General features: G+C 67.8%; 17 protein-coding genes. 7 read left to right on the top strand and 10 right to left on the bottom strand.

The genetic code is table 11. The annotated features are described in order from the left end of the window. Window positions 1-42: 42 nt before the first annotated feature. The 5 genes from J2W22_RS20085 to J2W22_RS20105 all read left to right on the top strand — a co-directional run bounded on the left by J2W22_RS20085 (window position 43) and on the right by J2W22_RS20105 (window position 8590). A complete protein-coding gene (locus tag J2W22_RS20085) occupies window positions 43-1542 on the top strand; it encodes a tryptophan halogenase family protein (RefSeq protein WP_307120055.1) in 1500 nt (499 codons plus the stop codon). A 107-nt stretch (window positions 1543-1649) separates the two neighbouring features. Next, window positions 1650-3416 (top strand): alpha-amylase family glycosyl hydrolase, encoded by a 1767-nt coding sequence (locus tag J2W22_RS20090; protein ID WP_307120691.1) that lies wholly within the window; start codon window positions 1650-1652, stop codon window positions 3414-3416. Beyond that, on the top strand, window positions 3413-5032 hold the full coding sequence (locus tag J2W22_RS20095; RefSeq protein WP_307120056.1) for an alpha-amylase family glycosyl hydrolase: 1620 nt from the start codon (window positions 3413-3415) through the stop codon (window positions 5030-5032). The genes J2W22_RS20090 and J2W22_RS20095 overlap by 4 nt, the downstream gene beginning before the upstream one ends. A gap of 10 nt (window positions 5033-5042) precedes the next feature. Then, a complete protein-coding gene (locus J2W22_RS20100; protein WP_307120057.1) occupies window positions 5043-7127 on the top strand; it encodes a glycoside hydrolase family 97 protein in 2085 nt (694 codons plus the stop codon). Then, window positions 7124-8590, top strand: coding sequence for an MFS transporter (locus tag J2W22_RS20105; protein WP_307120058.1), 1467 nt, complete (start codon window positions 7124-7126; stop codon window positions 8588-8590). The genes J2W22_RS20100 and J2W22_RS20105 overlap by 4 nt, the downstream gene beginning before the upstream one ends. 120 nt (window positions 8591-8710) lie before the next feature. On the opposite strand, the gene J2W22_RS20110 is transcribed toward J2W22_RS20105, so the two are convergent. Then, window positions 8711-9895: an MFS transporter gene (locus tag J2W22_RS20110; protein WP_307120059.1), complete on the bottom strand. Its 1185-nt coding sequence runs from the start codon at window positions 9893-9895 to the stop codon at window positions 8711-8713. Between the two features lie 17 nt (window positions 9896-9912). After that, on the bottom strand, window positions 9913-10194 hold the full coding sequence (locus tag J2W22_RS20115; RefSeq protein ID WP_246426039.1) for a UBP-type zinc finger domain-containing protein: 282 nt from the start codon (window positions 10192-10194) through the stop codon (window positions 9913-9915). A 188-nt stretch (window positions 10195-10382) separates the two neighbouring features. Here J2W22_RS20115 and J2W22_RS20120 point away from each other — a divergent pair, with 188 nt between their 5' ends. After that, window positions 10383-10898 (top strand): Dps family protein, encoded by a 516-nt coding sequence (locus J2W22_RS20120; RefSeq protein ID WP_307120060.1) that lies wholly within the window; start codon window positions 10383-10385, stop codon window positions 10896-10898. 68 nt (window positions 10899-10966) lie between these two features. Here J2W22_RS20120 and J2W22_RS20125 read toward each other — a convergent pair whose 3' ends face one another. The 4 genes from J2W22_RS20125 to J2W22_RS20140 all read right to left on the bottom strand — a co-directional run bounded on the left by J2W22_RS20125 (window position 10967) and on the right by J2W22_RS20140 (window position 13627). Continuing rightward, window positions 10967-11575 carry a hypothetical protein gene (locus J2W22_RS20125; RefSeq protein ID WP_307120061.1) on the bottom strand — a complete coding sequence of 203 codons (609 nt, stop codon included), beginning with the start codon at window positions 11573-11575 and terminating at the stop codon, window positions 10967-10969. Window positions 11576-11665: 90 nt separating this feature from the next. Further along, entirely contained in the window at window positions 11666-12502 is an 837-nt protein-coding gene (locus J2W22_RS20130) for an alpha/beta fold hydrolase (RefSeq protein ID WP_307120062.1), read from the bottom strand. Window positions 12503-12690: 188 nt separating this feature from the next. Beyond that, entirely contained in the window at window positions 12691-13005 is a 315-nt protein-coding gene (locus J2W22_RS20135) for a hypothetical protein (protein ID WP_307120063.1), read from the bottom strand. A gap of 43 nt (window positions 13006-13048) precedes the next feature. Then, a complete protein-coding gene (locus tag J2W22_RS20140; protein ID WP_307120064.1) occupies window positions 13049-13627 on the bottom strand; it encodes an outer membrane protein in 579 nt (192 codons plus the stop codon). 247 nt (window positions 13628-13874) lie between these two features. Between J2W22_RS20140 and J2W22_RS20145 the strand changes: the two genes are divergently transcribed. Beyond that, the gene (locus J2W22_RS20145) at window positions 13875-14918 is read left to right on the top strand and encodes a cupin domain-containing protein (RefSeq protein WP_307120065.1); all 1044 of its coding nucleotides are present in this window, start codon (window positions 13875-13877) and stop codon (window positions 14916-14918) included. Window positions 14919-15312: 394 nt separating this feature from the next. On the opposite strand, the gene J2W22_RS20150 is transcribed toward J2W22_RS20145, so the two are convergent. The 4 genes from J2W22_RS20150 to J2W22_RS20165 form a co-directional block, all read right to left on the bottom strand. Next, window positions 15313-15678, bottom strand: coding sequence for a response regulator transcription factor (locus tag J2W22_RS20150; RefSeq protein ID WP_307120066.1), 366 nt, complete (start codon window positions 15676-15678; stop codon window positions 15313-15315). A gap of 66 nt (window positions 15679-15744) precedes the next feature. Beyond that, window positions 15745-16401, bottom strand: a complete 657-nt coding sequence (locus J2W22_RS20155; protein WP_307120067.1) for a response regulator transcription factor — start codon at window positions 16399-16401, stop codon at window positions 15745-15747. Then, the gene (locus J2W22_RS20160) at window positions 16398-17915 is read right to left on the bottom strand and encodes a sensor histidine kinase (RefSeq protein ID WP_307120068.1); all 1518 of its coding nucleotides are present in this window, start codon (window positions 17913-17915) and stop codon (window positions 16398-16400) included. The genes J2W22_RS20155 and J2W22_RS20160 overlap by 4 nt, the downstream gene beginning before the upstream one ends. Before the next feature lie 80 nt (window positions 17916-17995). Further along, window positions 17996-18649 carry a sensor histidine kinase gene (locus tag J2W22_RS20165; RefSeq protein ID WP_307120069.1) on the bottom strand — a complete coding sequence of 218 codons (654 nt, stop codon included), beginning with the start codon at window positions 18647-18649 and terminating at the stop codon, window positions 17996-17998. Window positions 18650-18713 lie beyond the last annotated feature (64 nt).

Here is an 18713-nt window from a genome sequence, read left to right on the forward strand (position 1 = left end):
CGGCTTCCCGGCCGGGCCACCTGTTTTTTAGAGGGCGCCGACGTGCAGACTGAGCAGCCGATCCGGATCGTGATCGCCGGCGGCGGCACCGCGGGCTGGATGGCCGCGGCGGCCTTCGCGCGCTTCCTGGGCAAGAGCCACCGCATCACCCTGGTTGAATCCGAGGAGATCGGCACGGTCGGGGTGGGCGAGGCGACGATCCCCCAGCTCCGTTTGTTCAACGCCAGCCTGGGTATCGACGAGAACCGGTTCATCGCCGCCACCCAGGCGAGCTTCAAGCTGGCGATCGAGTTCGTCGGCTGGACGAAGAGCGGGCGCTACATGCATGCGTTCGGCGATGTCGGGCGCGAGAATGGCCTGCTCGCCTTCCAGCACAGCTGGCTGCGCGGGATGGCGGAGGGCGTGGCCAAGCCGCTCGCCGCCTATTCGCTGGGCAACCAGGCGGCACTGGTCAACCGGATGCAGCGCGGCCCGGCGCGGACGGCGAAGCTGCTGCCCGAAATGCCCTATGCCTTTCATTTCGACGCCGGGCTCTATGCCCGCTTCCTGCGGGGGCTTGCCGAGAGCGGCGGGGTGGAGCGGATCGAGGGCAAGATCGTCTCGGTGGAGCGCGATGGCGAGAGCGGCGACGTCACTGCGCTGAAGCTCGACGGCGAGCGCGAAGTGGCGGGCGACTTGTTCATCGACTGCACCGGCTTTCGCGCATTGCTGCTCGGCGAGACGCTGGGGGCGGGGTTCGAGGCGTGGAGCGACCTGCTGCCCTGCGACCGCGCCATGGCGGTGCCGTCCGAGCGCGCCCGCGACTTCACCCCCTATACCCGCGCCACCGCGCACGGCGCCGGCTGGCAATGGCGCATCCCGCTCCAGCACCGCACCGGCAACGGCATCGTCTATTCCAGCAGGCATCTCTCGGACGACGAGGCGGCAGCGCGGCTGCTCGCCGGGCTGGACGAGAAGCCGCTGGGCGATCCGCGGCCGCTGCGCTTCACCGCGGGCAAGCGGCAGAGCTTCTGGAAGCACAATGTCATCGCGCTCGGCCTGGCGAGCGGGTTTCTCGAGCCGCTGGAATCGACCAGCATCCACATGATCCAGTCGGGCATCGAGCGGATCCTCAAGCTGCTGCCGGGCCGCCATGTCGCGCAGGTCCAGCGCGACGAATATGATCGCCAGGCGCATCTCGAATATGACCGCATCCGCGACTTCCTGGTGCTGCACTACTGGGCGAACGACCGGGACGAGCCCTTCTGGGCCGAGCGGCGCACGGCAGCGCTGCCGGAGAGCCTGAAGCACAAGATCGCGCTGTGGCGCGCCTCGGGCGGGATCGTGCGTGGCGAGGCGGATCTGTTCAGCGAAGTCGCCTGGTTCCAGGTGCTGGCCGGGCAGGGGATCGCAGCGGAGGGATACCACCCGCTCGCCAATGCGCCTTCGCATGAAGAGATGGCGGAATATCTCGAGCTGATCGAGCTGCTTGGCGCCCGCGAGGTGGGGCAGATGCCGGATCATGCGGCGTTCGTGGCGCAGCATTGCGCGGGGAGGGCCTGATGCGCGGCGGGTTCACCCAATCTTGTTCCCCGGCGAAAGCCGGGGCCCAGGGTCACAAGCGACACGGCAGAGAAACCCTGGGCCCCGGCTTTCGCCGGGGAACGGCTCTGGCTTTGGCATTACTGTCCGCGCTGCCCGCCGCGGCGCAGGACTTTCGCGAGCGCCTCCCCCAGGACGAGGTGATCTACTTCGTCCTCCCCGATCGCTTCGCCAATGGCGATCCCTCGAACGACCGCGGCGGCCTCACCGGCGACCGCAGCACCACCGGTTTCGATCCCGGCGACGCCCGCTATTATCATGGCGGCGACCTCAAGGGGCTCACCCGGAAGCTGCCCTATCTCCAGAAGCTCGGCATCACTGCGATCTGGGTCGCGCCGATCTTCGTGAACAAGCCGGTGCAGGGCGGGCCGGGCCAGCAGAGCGCCGGCTATCACGGCTATTGGATCACCGACTTCACCCATGTCGATCCGCATCTCGGCACCGACGCGGAGTTCGCGGCTTTGGTCGCAGCGGCACATGCGAAGGGCATGAAAGTCTACATGGACATCGTCGTGAACCACACGGCGGACGTCATCCAGTATCGCGAATGCGGCACCTGCGCCTATCGCGGCCGGGCGGACTATCCGTACCAGCGCCGCGGCGGGGTGGGCGGGGCGGCGATCAACCCGGGCTTCGCCGGCGACGATGTCGCCACCGCGGAGAACTTCGCGAAGCTGACCGATCCGAGCTACGCCTACACCCCCTTCGTCCCCGAGGGCGAGAAGGCGATCAAGCACCCGGCCTGGCTCAACGACCCGCTCTACTACCACAATCGCGGCGACTCGACCTTTGCCGGCGAGAGCTCGCTGATGGGCGATTTCGTCGGGCTCGACGACCTGATGACCGAGCATCCGCGGGTGCTCGAGGGGATGGTCGAGATCTATGGCGGCTGGATCGACCGGTTCAAGGTCGACGGCTTCCGCATCGACACCGCAAGGCACGTGAATCCGGAGTTCTGGCGCGCGTTCGTGCCCAAAATGCGCGAACGTGCCGAGGCGAACCGTATCCCGCATTTTCACATCTTCGGCGAAGTCGCCGATCCGGCCGCCCAGGCCGCGCACACGATCACCGCGAAACTGCCCTCGGTCCTCGACTTCGCCTTCCGCCAGGCGCTGCTCGACAGCATCGCCGGGACCAGGGGCACCGACGTGTTCGAGAAGCTGTTCGACGGCGACGTGCTCTATGCTCAAGGCACTGATACAGCGGCGATTCTGCCGACCTTCTCGGGCAATCACGACAATGGCCGCTTCGCCTGGTTCGTCCGCAAGGCGTTCCCCGAGGCGAGCGAGGCGGAGGTATTGCAGCGCGTCCTGCTCTCCAACGCCCTGCTGCTGACCCTGCGCGGCGTGCCGACCATCTATGCCGGCGACGAGCAGGGATTTGCCGGTGGTTCCAACGACATAGATGCGCGCGAGGACCAGTTCGGCAGCAAGGTCGCGCAGTACAACGCCCGCAAGCTGGTCGGCAGCGACACCACCACCGCCACCCCGCGCTTCGACGAGAATGGGCCCATCTTCAAGGAGATAGCGGCACTGTCCCGGCTGCGCACGGCAACGCCCGCGCTCACCCGCGGCCGCCAGCTGCTCCGCGCCCGCGAGGACAAGCCCGGCCTGCTCGCCTTCTCGCGCTTCGATCCGGTTACCGGCGCCGAAGTGCTGCTCGCCTTCAACACCTCGACCGATCCCCTGACCCGTCAGGTGCAAGTCGAAGTGAAATCAACGAATTTTCGTTCCCTCGCCGGAAGCTGCGCGCCTCGCGCCAGTGCCCCCGGCTCCCTGACCATCACCCTGCCACCGCTCGGCTATGCGGTGTGCGCGGCGGAGACCCCGAAGTGACCCAGCTTGCCGCGAAAGCGGAAACTCTCGACGCCCAACCCTGGTGGAAGGGCGCCTCGATCTACCAGATCTACCCACGCAGCTTCTTCGATTCGAATGGCGACGGCATCGGCGACCTGCCGGGGATCACCGCGCGGCTCGACTATGTCGCGAGCCTGGGCGTCGATGCGATCTGGCTCTCGCCCTTCTTCAAGTCGCCCATGGCCGATTTCGGCTATGACGTGGCGGACTATCGCGACGTCGATCCGATCTTCGGCACGCTCGCCGACTTCGACGCGCTGATCGCCCGCGCCCATGCGCTCGGCCTGCGGGTGCTGATCGACCAGGTCTGGGCGCATACTTCGGACCAGCACGCCTGGTTCGTCGAGAGCCGCGCCAGCCGGGATAACCCCAAGGCCAACTGGTATGTCTGGCACGACGCCAGGCCCGAGGGCTCGCCGCCGACCAACTGGCAGTCGGTCTTTGGCGGCCCGGCCTGGACCTGGGACGCGCGGCGCGGCCAATATTACATGCACAATTTCCTCAAGGAGCAGCCCCAGCTCAACTGCCACCTGCCGGAGGTGCAGGAAGAGCTGCTCGCTATCACCCGCTTCTGGCTCGATCGCGGCGTAGACGGCTTCCGCATCGACGCGATCAACTTCTCGATGCACGACCCGGAATTCCGCGACAATCCGCCGGCGCCGGATTCGAACACGCCGCGCACCCGCCCGTTCGACTTCCAGCTCCACATCTATAACCAGAGCCATGCCGACATCCCCCCGTTCCTCGAGCGGCTGCGCGGCGTGTTCGACGAATATCCCGATCGCTTTACCGTCGCCGAAGTCGGCGGGGCGGATGCCGACCGCGAGATGAAGTTGTTCACCGCCGGCAACAACCGGCTCAACACCGCCTATGGCTTCGACTTCCTCTACGCGGCCCAGCTGACCGGGTCGGCGGTGCGCGAGGCGCTGGAGAACTGGCCGTCGGGCAGCAGCTGGCCGAGCTGGGCGTTCGAGAACCATGACGCGCCGCGCGCCGTCTCGCGCTGGGCCGCGCCCGAGCAGGCGGACGCTTTCGCGCGGATGAAGATGCTGCTGCTCGCGGCGCTGCGCGGCAATATCTTCCTGTACTACGGTGAGGAGCTGGGCCTCGACCAGGTCGAGATCGCGTTCGAGGACCTGCAGGATCCCGAGGCGATCGCCAACTGGCCGCGCACGCTCTCCCGCGATGGCGCACGGACGCCGATGCCCTGGGAGGCACAGGCCCCGCAGCTCGGCTTCACCAGCGGCAAGCCCTGGCTACCGGTCGGTCCCAATCATGCGAAGCTGGCGATCGACGTACAGAATGCCGATGCCGGCTCGCTGCTCGCCTGGACCCGCCAGGTGCTGGCGCTCCGCAACGCCTCGCCCGCGCTGCGGACCGGCGACATCGCCTTCCTCGACACGCCGGGCGGACTGCTCGCCTTCGAGCGCGAAGGCGAGGGGGAGCGCTTGCTCTGCCTGTTCAATCTGGGCGACACTGCGCAGCAATTCGCGCCGGCGGATGCCGGGCAGTGGCGCCCGCTGCTCTCGACCGGCGAGGTCTCGGACTGGACCTTCGCCCCCTATTCCGGGTTGATCGCCCGCACCGAAGCTTGAGGAGTACCCCATGAAACTCGCCCCCCTCGCGCTGGCGCTCGCCACTTTCAGCTTCGCAGCCCCCGCGCTCGCGCAGGACGACCTGTCGCAGAAGACCGACGGCAATGTCGTCGCCCGCGCGGCGTCGCCCGATGGCAAGCTCACCGTCACGATCAGCCTCGATAACGAAGGCCGCGCCAGCTACGCCGTCCAGCGCGCCGGCAAGCCGCTGCTCACCGACAGCCGCCTCGGCTTCCTGTTCACCGATGCGCCGAAGCTCGACCGGGGCATGGGCGTGGTCGAAGTGAAGCGCGACAAGTCGGACACGACATGGAGCCAGCCCTTCGGCGAATGGTCGACGATCCGCGACAACCACACCGAGATGACGGTGCGCCTGCAGGAGAAGTCCGATCTCAAGCGCGAGATGGACGTCACCTTCCGGATCTTCGACGACGGCGTCGGTTTCCGCTACACGCTGCCGGCCCAGGCCAACCTCAAGCACGCCAACATCGCCGACGAGCTGACCGAGTTCGCCTTTGCCGGGCCGGGCACCGCCTGGTGGAAACCGGCCTATCTGTGGAACCGCGAGGAATATCTCTACAACAAGACCCCGCTCGACGCGGTCGGCACCGCGCAGACGGTGATGACGGTCAAGCTCGCCGACGGCACGCATGTCGCGCTGCATGAGGCGGCGCTGGTCGACTATGCCGCGATGAACCTGCAGCGGGCCGAGGGGAACACCTTCAAGGCCTCGCTCACGCCAGGCGCCGGTGCACCCAAGGTGTCGCGCGACGCCGGCTTCTCGACGCCGTGGCGCACCATCGCGATCGCCGATGACGCCGGGGGCCTCTACAATGCCAGCCGGATGACCCTCAACCTCAACGAGCCGAACAAGCTCGGCGACGTCTCCTGGATCAAGCCGGGCAAGTTCGTCGGCGTGTGGTGGAACATGATCAAGGGCGAGTGGACCTGGTCGCGCGGCCCCAAGCACGGCGCCACTACCGCGCATGTGAAGCAATATATCGACTTCGCCGCCGCGAACGGCATCCCCGGCGTGCTCGTCGAGGGCTGGAATGTCGGCTGGGACGGCAACTGGTTCGGCAACGGCAAGGACATGAACTTCGACCAGCCGACCGAGGATTTCGACGCCGCCGAGCTGGCGCGCTATTCCAAGGCCAAGGGCGTGTATCTGATCGGCCATAACGAGACCGGCGGCTCGGCCAGCCACTATGACGGCCAGCTCGACCGCGCGTTCAAATATGCGCAGGACCACGGCATCCCGGTCGTGAAGACCGGCTATGTCACCGATGCCGGCCAGATCGAGCGCATCGACCCGGACGGCTCGCAGCACCGCGAATGGCATGAGAGCCAGTGGATGGTGAACCACCATCTCCATGTCGTCGAGACCGCCGCCAAATATCACGTCTCGATTGACAGCCACGAGCCGGTCAAGGACACGGGCCTGCGCCGCACCTACCCGAACTGGGTGGCGCGCGAGGGCGGTCGCGGCATGGAATATAACGCCTGGGAAGGCGGCAAGAACCCGCCCGAGCACGAAGCCAACATGGTCTTCACCCAGCTGCTCGGCGGCCCGATGGACTTCACCCCGGGCGTGCTCAGCCTGAGCGGCTCGAACGGCTCGGCGATCAAGTCGACCATCGCCAAGCAGCTCGGCCTCTATGTCGTGCTCTATTCGCCGGTGGTGATGGCGGCCGACACGCCCGAGAACTACGCCAAATATCCGTGCGCGATGAAGTTCATCCGCGACGTGCCGACCGACTGGAGCGACACCCGCGTGCTGAACGGCGAAGTCGGCGACTATGCGACGATCGTCCGCAAGGCCAAGGGCAGCGACGACTGGTATCTCGGCGCCGTCGGCGACGAGGAGGCGCGCAGCTCGACCGTGACGCTCGATTTCCTCGATGCCGGCAAGACCTACACCGCCGAGATCTATCGCGACGGCCCGGGCGCCGATTATCGCACCGATGCCCGCCACTCGATCACGATCGAGACCAAGGCGGTGAAGAAAGGCGACACGCTCAGCATCGCGCTGGCGCCGGGTGGCGGCGAGGCGATCCGCTTTGTCGCACCGGGCAAGAAGGCACGCCGCCGGTGAGCAGGGCAGGGGGGCGGCCGCGCCAGGGATTTGCCGGGCTGTGGAACATCAGCTTCGGCTTCCTGGGCATCCAGATCGGCTTCGCGTTGCAGAACGCCAACATGAGCCGCGTCTTCCAGTCGCTGGGCGAGAGTATCGACAATCTCCCGCTGCTGTGGATCGCCGCCCCCCTGACCGGCCTGCTCGTCCAGCCGGTGATCGGCCATTATTCGGACCGGACCTGGGGCCGGTTCGGCAGGCGGCGTCCCTATTTCCTCGCCGGTGCGGTGCTGGCGACGCTGGCGCTGATCGGCATGCCCAATGCGCCGGTGCTGCTGGTCGCGGCGCTGCTGCTCTGGGTGCTCGACGCCTCGCTCAACGTCTCGATGGAGCCGTTCCGCGCGTTCGTCGGCGATATGCTCGACAAGGAGCAGCACACCGCCGGCTATGCGATCCAGACCGCCTTCATCGGCGCGGGCGCGGTGATCGGGTCGGCTACGCCGTTCCTGCTCGACCATTTCGGCGTGTCGAATGTCGCACCGGGCGGAGGCCTGCCCGATACCGTCCGCTGGAGCTTCTATCTGGGCGGCGCGGCACTGCTGCTCGCGGTGCTGTGGACCGTGTTCACCACGCGCGAATATTCGCCGGAGGAGATCGCAGCTTTCGATGGTCCGGCACCCGAGCCGCAGCCGGCGCCGTCTGCTTCGGCGGATGCGGGTGTGCCCTGGCTGGCCGCGGGCGCGGCGCTGGGCGTGGCGGTGTTGGCGCTCGGGCTCGAGAAGGAGCTCTACCTGCTCGCCGGCTTGCTCGCTGCCTATGGCGCCGCGCGGATCGTTACGGCGGTGACGCGGGGCGGGGGCCTGCTGGGCGACCTGATGGCCGATTTCTCGGGCATGCCGCTGGTGATGAAGCGCCTTGCGGTCGTCCAGTTCTTCAGCTGGTCCGCGCTGTTCATCATGTGGATCTACACCACGCCGGTAGTCGCGCAGTATGTCTTCCACGCGCCCGATCCGGCGAGCGAGGGCTATAATGATGCGGGCAACTGGGTCGGCATATTGTTCGCCGCCTATAACGCCGTCGCGACCTTCGCAGCGCTGTTCCTGCTGCGCCCGCTCGCCCGCCGCTTCGGCAAGACGCGGACCCATGCGATCGCGCTGGGCCTGGGCGCGCTCGGCTATGCGAGCTTCCTGGTGATCCGGGATGCGAACACGCTGCTGCTCGCCGAGATCGGCATCGGCATTGCCTGGGCCTCGATCCTCGCCATGCCCTATGCGATTCTCGCCTCGTCGCTGCCCCAGGCCAAGCTTGGCGTGTACATGGGCCTGTTCAACGTCTTCATCGTCATCCCGCAGCTGCTGGTGGCGACGGTGATCGGCACGGTGATGCGGCACGTCTTCCCGGGCCAGCCGATCTGGACGATGGCGATCGCGGCGGCGGTGATGGCGCTGGCGGCGCTGGCTACGCTGCGGGTCAAAGAGGCCTAACCCTTCTCCCAATGGGAGAAGGGAGGGGCCCGCCGCCGAAGGCGGTGGGAGGGATGAGGGTCGAAGCGTCTTGCGCGTGGATAGCTACCCTCACCCAACCCTCTCCCAGAGGGAGAGGGCTTAGCGCTGCCGGTGCGTGAACTGGATCGCCACCGCCACCGCCGCAAACCCCGCGCCGAGCGCCGACACCGCGCTCCAGCCGCCCACCGACCAGGCCCAGGTCGCCGCGCCCGAGCCCACCGCGCCGCCGACGAACATCGCGCCCATGAAGATGGTGTTGAGCCGCGCCCGTGCCTCGGGCCGCAGCGCGAAGACGATGTGCTGGTGCGAGACCAGCGCGCCCTGCACGCCGAAGTCGAGCAGGATCACGCCGATCACCATGCCGGCGATCGAAGCCCAGAGCCCGGTGAATGCCCAGCCCACCAGCACGCAGGCCGCGCCGAGCAGGATCACCGGCCGCGGTCCCTTCCTGTCGGCGATGCGGCCGGCGATGGGGGCGGCGAGCACGCCCACCGCGCCGATCACGCCGAACAGGCCCGCCACTTCGGAGCCGAGCCCGAAGGCGGGCTCCTGCAGTCGCAGCGCCAGGATCGTCCAGAAGCCGCTGAACGCAGCGAACAACAGGCCCTGGGTGATCGCGGCGTGGCGCAGCGCGCCGAACTCGCGCCACAGCCCGCCGAGCGAGCGCAGCAGCTGGGGATAGCGCAGCTCGGAGTCCGGGGCGCTGTGCGGCAGCGTCAGCGCCATCACGCCGCCTGCGGCGAGCGCCAGCGGCACGCCCAGCCAGAACATCTCGCGCCAGCCGGCATGGGCGGCGACGAAGCCCGCCAGCGTCCGGCTGAGCAGGATGCCGCAGAGCAGTCCGGCCATTACCGTGCCGACCACCGCGCCGCGCTTCTCGGGCGGGGCGAGGTGCGCGGCGAGCGGCACGATCTGCTGCGCCACCGTGGCGGCGAAGCCCACGGCGACCGATGCCGCGATGATCATCGCCGCGCTCGGCGCGATGGCGGCCAGCGCCAGCGCACCGGCCAGCACGACGAACTGGATCGCGATCAGCCGCTTGCGCTCGACCAGGTCGCCCAGCGGCACCAGCAGGAACAGGCCCAGCGCATAGCCGATCTGGGTCGCGGTCGGCACCAGCACCGTGCCGCTGCCGGGCAGGTCGCGCTGCATCACGCCCAGCATCGGCTGGTTGTAGTAGATATTGGCGACCGCGATGCCCGCGGCGGCGGCCATGGCGAAGATCAGCGGACGGCCGAGCGCGTCCGGTGCCGCGGTGGCGGCCTGGGGGGCGGTGCTGCTCATGAATGTCTCCGGGGGGATCAGTAGTAGCGCGGGATCGGCCCCAGCTGGGGTGTCTGGTCGGGCAGATCAACCACCACTTCGTCGACATAGCACCAGCCCCAGCCTTCGGGCGGGTCATAGCCCTCGATGATCGGGTGGCGGGTCGCGTGGAAATGCGCGGTGGCGTGGCGGTGCGGGCTCTGGTCGCAGCAGCCGACATGGCCGCAGGCGCGGCACAGGCGGAGGTGCAGCCATTCGCTGCCGATCTTCAGGCATTCCTCGCAGCCGCGGGCGCTTGGCGTGACTTCGTTGACGGTCATCCCGTGCCGGCATTCCATGGTCGCGCCCTTTCCTATAGTCCCGCCGCCTTCTCGCAGCTGCGAAGGCGGCAGCCAATCATACGAAGATGTTGCGCCCCGGTCTGCCCCCCAAGGGATCAAACCATGGTTTGGGTTGGCGCGCCCCGGGCACCTCCCGATCTCCGGCTCGACTTCCAAGGAGACCGGAAATGACCTTCCTCACCGCCGCCGAGCGCAAGCTGGGCACGCCGACCGACCTGGGCGAAAGCGCCACCCGCGACATCTCGGCCGGGCTCAAGAAGCTGCTCGCCGACGTGTTCGCGCTCTATCTCAAGACCAAGAACTTCCACTGGCACATGAGCGGCCCGAACTTCCGCGACTATCACCTGCTGCTGGACGAGCAGGGCGACCAGATCTTCGCGATGACCGACGTGATCGCCGAGCGCGCCCGCAAGATCGGCGGCACCACCATCCGCTCGATCTCGGACATCGCCGGCAACCAGCGGCTGCTCGACAACAATGAAGCCTATGTCGATCCGCAGGACATGCTTGCCGAGCTGCACGGCGACAACAAGCAGCTGGTCGCCGCCCTGCGCCGCGTGCACGAGCTTTGCGACGCCTATTCCGACGTCGCGACGACGAGCCTGCTCGAAGTGTGGATCGACGAGAGCGAGCGCCGCGCCTGGTTCCTCTACGAGGCCTGCCGAACGCCCGAGATGGTGTAAGCCGGCTTCGTTCGTCTCACGACACGAAAGGCCGCCCGCGCAAGCCGGCGGCCTTTTGCGTGCGCGTGTCAGAGCGGCTTGCCGTCCTTGTCGAGTATCTCCATCCGGTAGGAGCAGCCATAGAGCGTCTTGCCCGGATGGCTGGTCGCGTTGGAGATGCTGCGCGCCACTACCATGTGGGTACCGAATTCCTCGCCCTTCGCGGGCTCGGTCACGTCCTTCACGATCCGTTCGCCGAGGAACTTGCGGAACTTCATCTCCGCCGCGACCTCCGCATAGCGCCTGCCGCTCGTGCGGGCGAGGTCCTCGATCATCGGGTCGGAATCCATCGCGTTCGGGACATTCTCCGCGCGTGCGATCGGCGCGGGATCGGCGACGTCGAGGATCGCCAGGATCGCGTTGGCGGAAAAGGCGATCCGGGTGGTGCGGTAGGTGCCGGCGACCGTGATCGGGCCTGGAAGTTCATATTCGCTCAGGAAGGGATTGGCCGAATCGATCTTCTTCCAGTGGCGCGCCTGGGCGATGCCGTCCGCCTCGCCCAGCGACAGGGCGAAGCCGTTATAGTCGGGCACGGAGATGCGGCACTCGATCGCGTCCGTCTCGCTGATCCGGGCCGGATCGGGCGCGTCCTGAAGCGGGAGGAGGGCGAGGGCGGAAAGGGCAAGCAGCGGAACCATGCCGCCCGCATAGCAGCGATCCGTCCGCCGGATAAGGAAAAGGGCCCGTCCCCGCAGGACGGACCCTTCCCATTGGAGCCCTGAGGAGCTTCAGGCCTTGATGAACGCCAGCAGGTCGGTGTTGATCACATCGGCATGGGTGGTCAGCATGCCGTGCGGATAGCCTTCGTAGATCTTGAGCTGGGCGTTCGGGATCAGCTCGGCCTGAACCAGCGCGGCTTCCTTGTAGGGCACGACCTGGTCGTCATCGCCCTGCAGCACCAAAGTCGGCACGGTGATCGCCTTGAGGTCCTCGGTCTGGTCGGTCTCCGAGAAGGCCTTGATGCCGAGATAATGGGCATTGGCCGCGCCCATCATGCCCTGGCGCCACCAGTTGCGGATCACGCCTTCGGAGATCGCCGCGCCCTCGCGGTTGAAGCCGTAAAAGGGGCCCGAGGCGAAATCGAGGAAGAACTGGGCGCGGTTGGCGGCGAGCCCGGCGCGGATCCCGTCGAACACTTCGATCGGCAGGCCGTTCGGATAGGCTCCGGTCTTGAGCATGATCGGCGGCACCGCGCTGACCAGCACCGCCTTGGCGACGCGACCCTGGGGCTGGCCGTGGCGGGCGACATAGGCCGCGACTTCGCCGCCGCCGGTCGAGTGGCCGATATGGACGGCGTTGCGCAGATCGAGATGCTCGGCGACGGCCGAGGCGTCGGCGGCGTAGTGCGCCATGTCATGGCCCTCGCTCACCTGCGCCGAGCGGCCATGGCCGCGGCGGTCATGCGCGACGACGCGGAAGCCCTGGCTGAGGAAGAACAGCATCTGGCCGTCCCAGTCGTCCGACGACAGCGGCCAGCCATGATGGAAGACGATCGGCTGGGCGTCCTTGGGGCCCCAGTCCTTGTAGAAGATCTCGGTGCCGTCCTGGGTGGTGATGGTAGCCATGTCGAATACTCCAGCGTCAGAGATTGGGCGAAGCCGGGGCGGGGAACCCCGGCCGGCGCGATCGATATCGGACATGTCGAAAGTGACGGCCATCATACGCTAGTTTCGGTTGCGCGACGAACGGATACGAAAGCGCGCCGGAAGCCCCTGGGCCGCCGGCGCGCCGCGCGTTCCGCCTGTGCGTCAGGTCACTGGCGCTGGCGGCAATTGTCCTCGCGGCCCGGCTTGCACGCCGGATAGGCCCTGAGCGGCGCCGGTGCGGGATAGGCCTGGCTGGGGGTCAGCGTCTGCGGCACGAACACCACCTGGGTGCTCGGCGTGACGGGCCCCGAGAAGGGCGAGCTGGCCGGCTGGTAGCCGCCCGGCGTCTCCTCGGCGCGGAAGCCGCTGGCGTCGGTGAAGATGCGGGCGTCTTGGGGGGCGTTCTGCGGCACGTCCTGTGCCTGGGCAATGCCGGTGCCGAGCGCGAACAGGGCCGCAGCGGCGATCATCATCTGCTTCATGGTTTTGCTCCTTGCTTGGGGGGGGGCGGAGTGCCGGGGGAAATCAGAAGCGCAGGCCGACGCCAGCGAGCAGCTGGTTCTGGTGGATGCTGCTCGACCAGTGCGAGTAGCGATACTCGCCCGAGACATAGACATTGCGGGTCACCGCATATTCGGCACCCGCGCCGATCCGGTAGCCGCTGCGATTGTCGGCGCTGTCCATGTCGCTCGCGCCGGCATTCTCGATCCGGTCGGAGAAGCGGGCATTGGTATAGCCGCCCTTGCCGTAGAGGAGCAGCGAAGGAGCCGCGACATAGCCGATGCGCGCGCCGGCATAGAGGTCGCGGTCCGCGCGCTCGCAGTCCCTGCCGCCCGTGGCGATCGCGCGGCATTCCTTCTGGGTGGAGTCCGAGACTTCGATCTCGGGGCCGAAGCGGAGGTTGCCGGCGGCAACGTCATAGCCGAGCGTCGCGCCATAGGTGAAGCCGTCGCCGCCCGCGCGATGCTCGCCGCCGACCCGGCTCCAGCCGCCCTCGACGCCGATGCGCGGACCCGTGAAGCTGGTCGAGTCCTGCGCCATCGCCGGCACCGCAAAGGCGGCCGAGGCGAGGATGGCGAGGGTGGCGTGCTTGATCATTCCCATTTCAAATTCCTCCAAAACCGTGGTTGGCAATGCGGAGATAGGGGAACAAAAAGCGGGTGTTCAGAAATACGATGGTTTGCATAAACCATTGTATTACCTGCCTTGTTTGCCTCGCATCGGTGCTTGTCTCGCCGGGCCAAACCAAGGTTTGCCCTACCTTGATAGGGGTGGGAGCCGGTGCCCCGCGGCCTAGCTCTGGCGCTCCGGCCGCGCGCGAGGCGCGGCCAATGCCCCAGGAGGAAAGACCATGGCCGCATCCCGGCATGTCCGTTCGCTGCTCCACGCTGTCCCCGCCTATGAAGGCGATCTCGGCTCGGCCCGCCGGCTCACCGCCGACGAGTTCCCGCTGCTCAGGCGCATGGCGATGAAGCGGCTGGTGATCGCCCCCGGCGCCATCCGCGAGCCGCACTGGCACGCCAATGCCGACGAGCTGGCCTATTGCCTGTCGGGCACTTTGCTCGTCTCGGTGCTCGACAATGCCGATGTGTTCGGCCGCTTCACCATCTCCGCCGGCGAGATGTTCCACATTGCCACCGGCTCGCTCCACACGATCGAGAATGTCGGCGACGCCGAGGCGGAGCTGATCATCGTGTTCAGCAACGAGCAGCCCGAGGACTTCACCCTCCAGGCCGCGTTCGGCGCGATGAGCGACGCGGTGCTCGGCAACACCTTCACCTTGCCGGCCGCGGACTTCGCCCCGATCCGCCGCGACACATCGAGCGCGCGCTATCTGGTCAAGCGGACCGGTCCGGTCGCAGTGCCGGAATCGGCCGCCTTCCCCGATCCGCACAAGTTCAGCGTCGCCACCCAGACCCCGCCGATCGACTTTCCCTATGGCACCGCCCAGCTCGCCCGCGCGCAATTCTGGCCGGCGCTGAAGCATTTGGCGATGTACTCGATCGACGTGCGCGAGAACGGCATGCGCGAGCCGCATTGGCATCCCGACACGGCCGAGATGGGCTATGTCCACAAGGGCCGTGCCCGCATGTCGATCCTCGATCCGGACGGCAGCGTCGACACCTATCTGCTCGAGCCGGGCGACGCCTATTTCATCCCGCGCTCCTATCCGCACCAGATCGAGGTGCTGGGCGAGGACGACATCCATTTCCTGGTGTTCTTCGACCAGCCCATGCCCGAGGATGTCGGCTACCGCGCGGCGGTGTCGTCCTTCTCTAGCGAAGTGCTGGCGGCGACCTTCGGCATGGCGCCGGACGCCATCCCGGCGCTGCCGGTCACGCCGGTCGATCCCCTGATCGTGTCGCGGGTGAACCCGCTCGATCCGGTGGGGTGAGGACTGGGGCGAGGGCGGCAACCCTTTCGCCCCACGTTCACATCGTCACCCCGGCCTTGTGCCGGGGTCCACCAGGAAGCGGGCAATGGACAAGAAGCTCAAGGTCAATCGATGCGGCACAGTGGACCCCGGCACAAGGCCGGGGTGACGGGGAGGCGGGGTTCCCTGCAAATCCGTCATCCCGGCGAAGTCGGGATCTCATGCGGCTCCTTCCCCGCGCCACCTCCTAAGATCCCGGCTTTCGCCGGGATGACGTATGGGCTGTTGACGTGGAGGAGGTGAGGTATTCGCACTCCCGCCCCTTTTTCAGCGCTCCTGCGAAAGCAGGAGGCCAGGATGGCGAAGCACCGGACAATCCTGGGTTCCTGCTTTCGCAGGAACACGGCGTAATGCCCTAAACTCCCTCGATCGCCTCGAGCAGCAGGTCCGGGTCGATCGGCTTGGTCAGGAACGCCCGCGCGCCGGCGCCCAGCGCCTGGCTCTGCGACGCGGGAGTCGGAAACGCCGTCATCACGATCATCTCGCAGGCGCAGCCGCGCCGGCCGATCTCGGCCTGCAGCTCCAGCCCGGTCATCCCCGGCATGTGCAGGTCGGTGATGATCCAGCCGAAGCGCGCGGGATCGTCGGCGAGCAGCGCCTCGGCGCTCTCGAACGACACGCTGGCAAGGCCCGCCGAACGCAGCAGGCTGTTGAGGCTTCCCCTTATGCCGGGGTCGTCATCGACGACCGCGACAAGCGGGGCGGGGGACAGGTCGGTCACGCTGGTTACTCGAATAGCTCTATGGACTACCCATTTGGGCTAGTCGGCCCGCACACGCCATCATACTCAGATGTTAAACCGCTGGACCTTCGCGTCGCGCACGCCGAGCAGCTCGGCCATGCGGACCAGGTCGGCGAGCGACTGCGCCTCCATCTTGCGCATCACATTGCCGCGATGGATCTTCACCGTGATCTCGGACAGCTCCATCTTCGCCGCGACCTGCTTGTTCATCAGCCCGGCGACGACCAGCCCCAGCACTTCCCGTTCCCGGGGCGTGAGCCGGGCATAGCAGTCCTTCAGCTTGGCATCGCTCTGCGCGCCGGCCTGGCGCTCGCGGTCCTTCGCCAGCGCGGTGGCGACGGCGGCGAGCATCTGGTCGTCGCTGAACGGCTTGGGCAGGAAGTCGACTGCGCCCATCTTCATGCCGCGCACCGTCATCGGGATGTCGCCATGTCCGGTGATCAGGATCACGGGGATGTCCTTGCCCTCGGCCGCCAGCCGCTCCTGGAAGTCGAGCCCGTTGGTGCCGGGCAGGCGCACGTCGAGCACCAGGCAGGCCGGGCCCTGGGGCGGGCCGGCGATCAGGAACGCCTCGGGGCTGTCGTGCAGCGCCACCGCCAGCCCGGCCGAGCGGAACAGGCTGTCGAGCGAGCCGCGAATCTCCGCATCGTCGTCGATCACGCAGACGCAGCCGTCGAGGATGGTCTCAAGCACATCGGTCATGCCGCACTCTCCAACTGGCCGGCCAGGGGCAGGCGGAAGCTGAACACCGCGCCGCCCTCGGGATGATTGGCGGCCCCCAATGTACCGCCATGGCTCTCGATGATCGAGCGGCAGATCGACAGGCCCATGCCCATGCCGTCCGCCTTGGTGGTGAAGAAGGGGCTGAACAGGCTCTCGGGCTCCACCGCGATGCCGCTGCCGCTGTCGCGGACATGGACGGCGACGCCCCCGGTCTCGGTCACCACCTCGACGCGGAGGATCCGCGCGTCGGGAGCGACCTGGGCCATGGCCTGCTCGGCGTTGAGCATCAGGTTCATCAGCACCTGCTGCATCTGCACCCGGTCGCCCGTCAGCGGGGGCAGGGCGTCGGGGATCGTCACCGCGACGGTGACGTCATGCGTGTTGAGGTCGCGGCGGAGCAGCTCCACCGTCTCGGCGACCAGCGATCCCAGGTCGATCGCGTCCTGGCGCGGATCGGCGCGCCTCGCGAGCGCGCGGATGCGGGCGATGACATCGGCGGCGCGGGTGCCGTTCGACACGACATGGTCGAGGCAATCGGCCACTTCCGCCGCATCGGGCGCCTCGCGCGCCAGCCAGCGCTTGCCCGACTTGGCATAGGTGATCAGCGCCGAGAGCGGCTGGTTGACTTCGTGCGCGATCGACGCGGCGAGCTGGCCGAGCGTGGTGATCCGCGAGACATGGGTGAGTTGGGCCTGGGCCTGGGCAAGCCGGGCATGGGTCTGGTTCCGCTCGGTCACGTCGAGCGCCATCACCAGCACCTGCTTCCATTCCTTGCGGTGCGGCGGGAGCGTCACGCGCAGCAGCACGTCGACCGGCTCGCCCTGGGCGGTGACGAAGCGGGTCTCCTCCTCGATCTCGGTCTCGCCGGCGATCATCGCCTGGAGGATGCGGCCCAGCGTCGCCTCGGCAGCGGGCGTGTGGAAGGGCAGCAGCGTGCCGCCGACCAGCTCCTCGCGCCGGGTGAGGCCGAACAGCGCGGCGGCGGCGTTGTTGGCGTCGCCGATCACTGCGGTGCGCGCGGCCAGGTCGATCGTCTCGGCATCGGGGGAGCGCCCGCCCTGCAGCATCGCAAAGGCCTGCGACCAGTCGCCCTCCCAGATCGGGAAGCCGGCGGCATTGAAGATCGTGCGGTAGCGCTGGTCGGCGATGCGGCGATGCTCGGCCGCCACCTGGTGCCGCACCGAGACCAGGGTGGTGACCGCGATCGCGACCAGGCTCACCGCCAGCCGCACCGCGGGCGATCCCAGCGGCTCGCCGTCATGGCTGATGAAATAGCCGGCTACCGCCAGCAGCGCGCAGACGAAGCCGGCGGACAGGGTCAGCTCGCGCGAATGCGCCCGCGTCGCGAGCAGCACGACGGTGGTGTAGAGCACCGCCACCGCGCCCTGGAGCGGGCTCAGCACGTCGAGCGCGAAGATGCCGAGCGCGAGCAGCACCGTCGCCACCGACTGTGCCTGCGCCGCCAATCGCCGTCGCTCGGCTTCGTGTCCCATCTCGCCCTCTTGCATCGATCCGTCGGAATCGGACCAGTACAGAAGGCTGAACGACTTGCGTATGCCCTGCAACATGAAGCTCAACGGGCACCCACAAAGAGCAGGCAGCGGGTACCCGGCTGGGCATCGTGATAGCTGCACCGGGCGCCGAGCCGCGTCGCCATCAGCTCGACCAGCCGGCTGCCGAAGCCGGTGCCGCGGACCGTGTCGGGCAGCCGGCCGCGGCCGCGGTCCGACACCTCGACCATGTAGCCGCCCATCGGCAGGCTGCGCAGCATCACCCGCACCTTGCCCGGCGCGCCGGGGGCATAGGCATATTTGAACGCGTTGGTGACCAGCTCGGAGACGATGATCCCGATCGAGGTCGCCTCGTCGGAGCGGACCGAGACCGCCGTGGCATCGACCAGCACCGGCCGGCCGGTGGCGCTCGCCTCCAGGTCGGCGGCCAGGCTCTCAAGATAGGCGCGCAGATCGACCGTCCGGCTCTCATGCGCCTGGTAGAGCTGGCGGTGGACGCTGGCGACCGCGGCGATGCGCCGCTGGGTCATGTCGAGCGCCGCCTGCGCCGCCGGGTCGGCGATGCCGCGCGCCTCGACCGAGACCATCGCCGAGAGCAGCTGCAGGCTGTTGGCGATGCGGTGGTTCATCTCGTCCGTCTCGCTCACCTGGCGGGCGGCGGGCAGGATTTCGATCGTCGTGCCGCTGTCGGCAAGCGTATTGGCCATGTCGAGCATCGGACCGTCCTCCGAGGGAATTTCTGCAAGGAGAAATCCCGCATCCGCCGGTCCGGCGGTATCA

The sequence above is a fragment of the Sphingomonas kyeonggiensis genome (assembly GCF_030812785.1).
Classification (GTDB): Bacteria; Pseudomonadota; Alphaproteobacteria; order Sphingomonadales; family Sphingomonadaceae; genus Sphingomonas; species Sphingomonas kyeonggiensis_B.

Excerpts from the sequence above, each read along its gene's own strand:
- J2W22_RS20100 (WP_307120057.1), top strand. The coding sequence starts at position 5,043 with ATGAAACTCGCCCCCCTCGCGCTGGCGCTCGCCACTTTCAGCTTCGCA.
- J2W22_RS20110 (WP_307120059.1), bottom strand. The coding sequence starts at position 9,895 with ATGAGCAGCACCGCCCCCCAGGCCGCCACCGCGGCACCGGACGCGCTC.
- J2W22_RS20115 (WP_246426039.1), bottom strand. The coding sequence starts at position 10,194 with ATGACCGTCAACGAAGTCACGCCAAGCGCCCGCGGCTGCGAGGAATGC.
- J2W22_RS20120 (WP_307120060.1), top strand. The coding sequence starts at position 10,383 with ATGACCTTCCTCACCGCCGCCGAGCGCAAGCTGGGCACGCCGACCGAC.
- J2W22_RS20125 (WP_307120061.1), bottom strand. The coding sequence starts at position 11,575 with ATGGTTCCGCTGCTTGCCCTTTCCGCCCTCGCCCTCCTCCCGCTTCAG.
- J2W22_RS20130 (WP_307120062.1), bottom strand. The coding sequence starts at position 12,502 with ATGGCTACCATCACCACCCAGGACGGCACCGAGATCTTCTACAAGGAC.
- J2W22_RS20135 (WP_307120063.1), bottom strand. The coding sequence starts at position 13,005 with ATGAAGCAGATGATGATCGCCGCTGCGGCCCTGTTCGCGCTCGGCACC.
- J2W22_RS20140 (WP_307120064.1), bottom strand. The coding sequence starts at position 13,627 with ATGGGAATGATCAAGCACGCCACCCTCGCCATCCTCGCCTCGGCCGCC.
- J2W22_RS20145 (WP_307120065.1), top strand. The coding sequence starts at position 13,875 with ATGGCCGCATCCCGGCATGTCCGTTCGCTGCTCCACGCTGTCCCCGCC.
- J2W22_RS20155 (WP_307120067.1), bottom strand. The coding sequence starts at position 16,401 with ATGACCGATGTGCTTGAGACCATCCTCGACGGCTGCGTCTGCGTGATC.
- J2W22_RS20160 (WP_307120068.1), bottom strand. The coding sequence starts at position 17,915 with ATGGGACACGAAGCCGAGCGACGGCGATTGGCGGCGCAGGCACAGTCG.
- J2W22_RS20165 (WP_307120069.1), bottom strand. The coding sequence starts at position 18,649 with ATGCTCGACATGGCCAATACGCTTGCCGACAGCGGCACGACGATCGAA.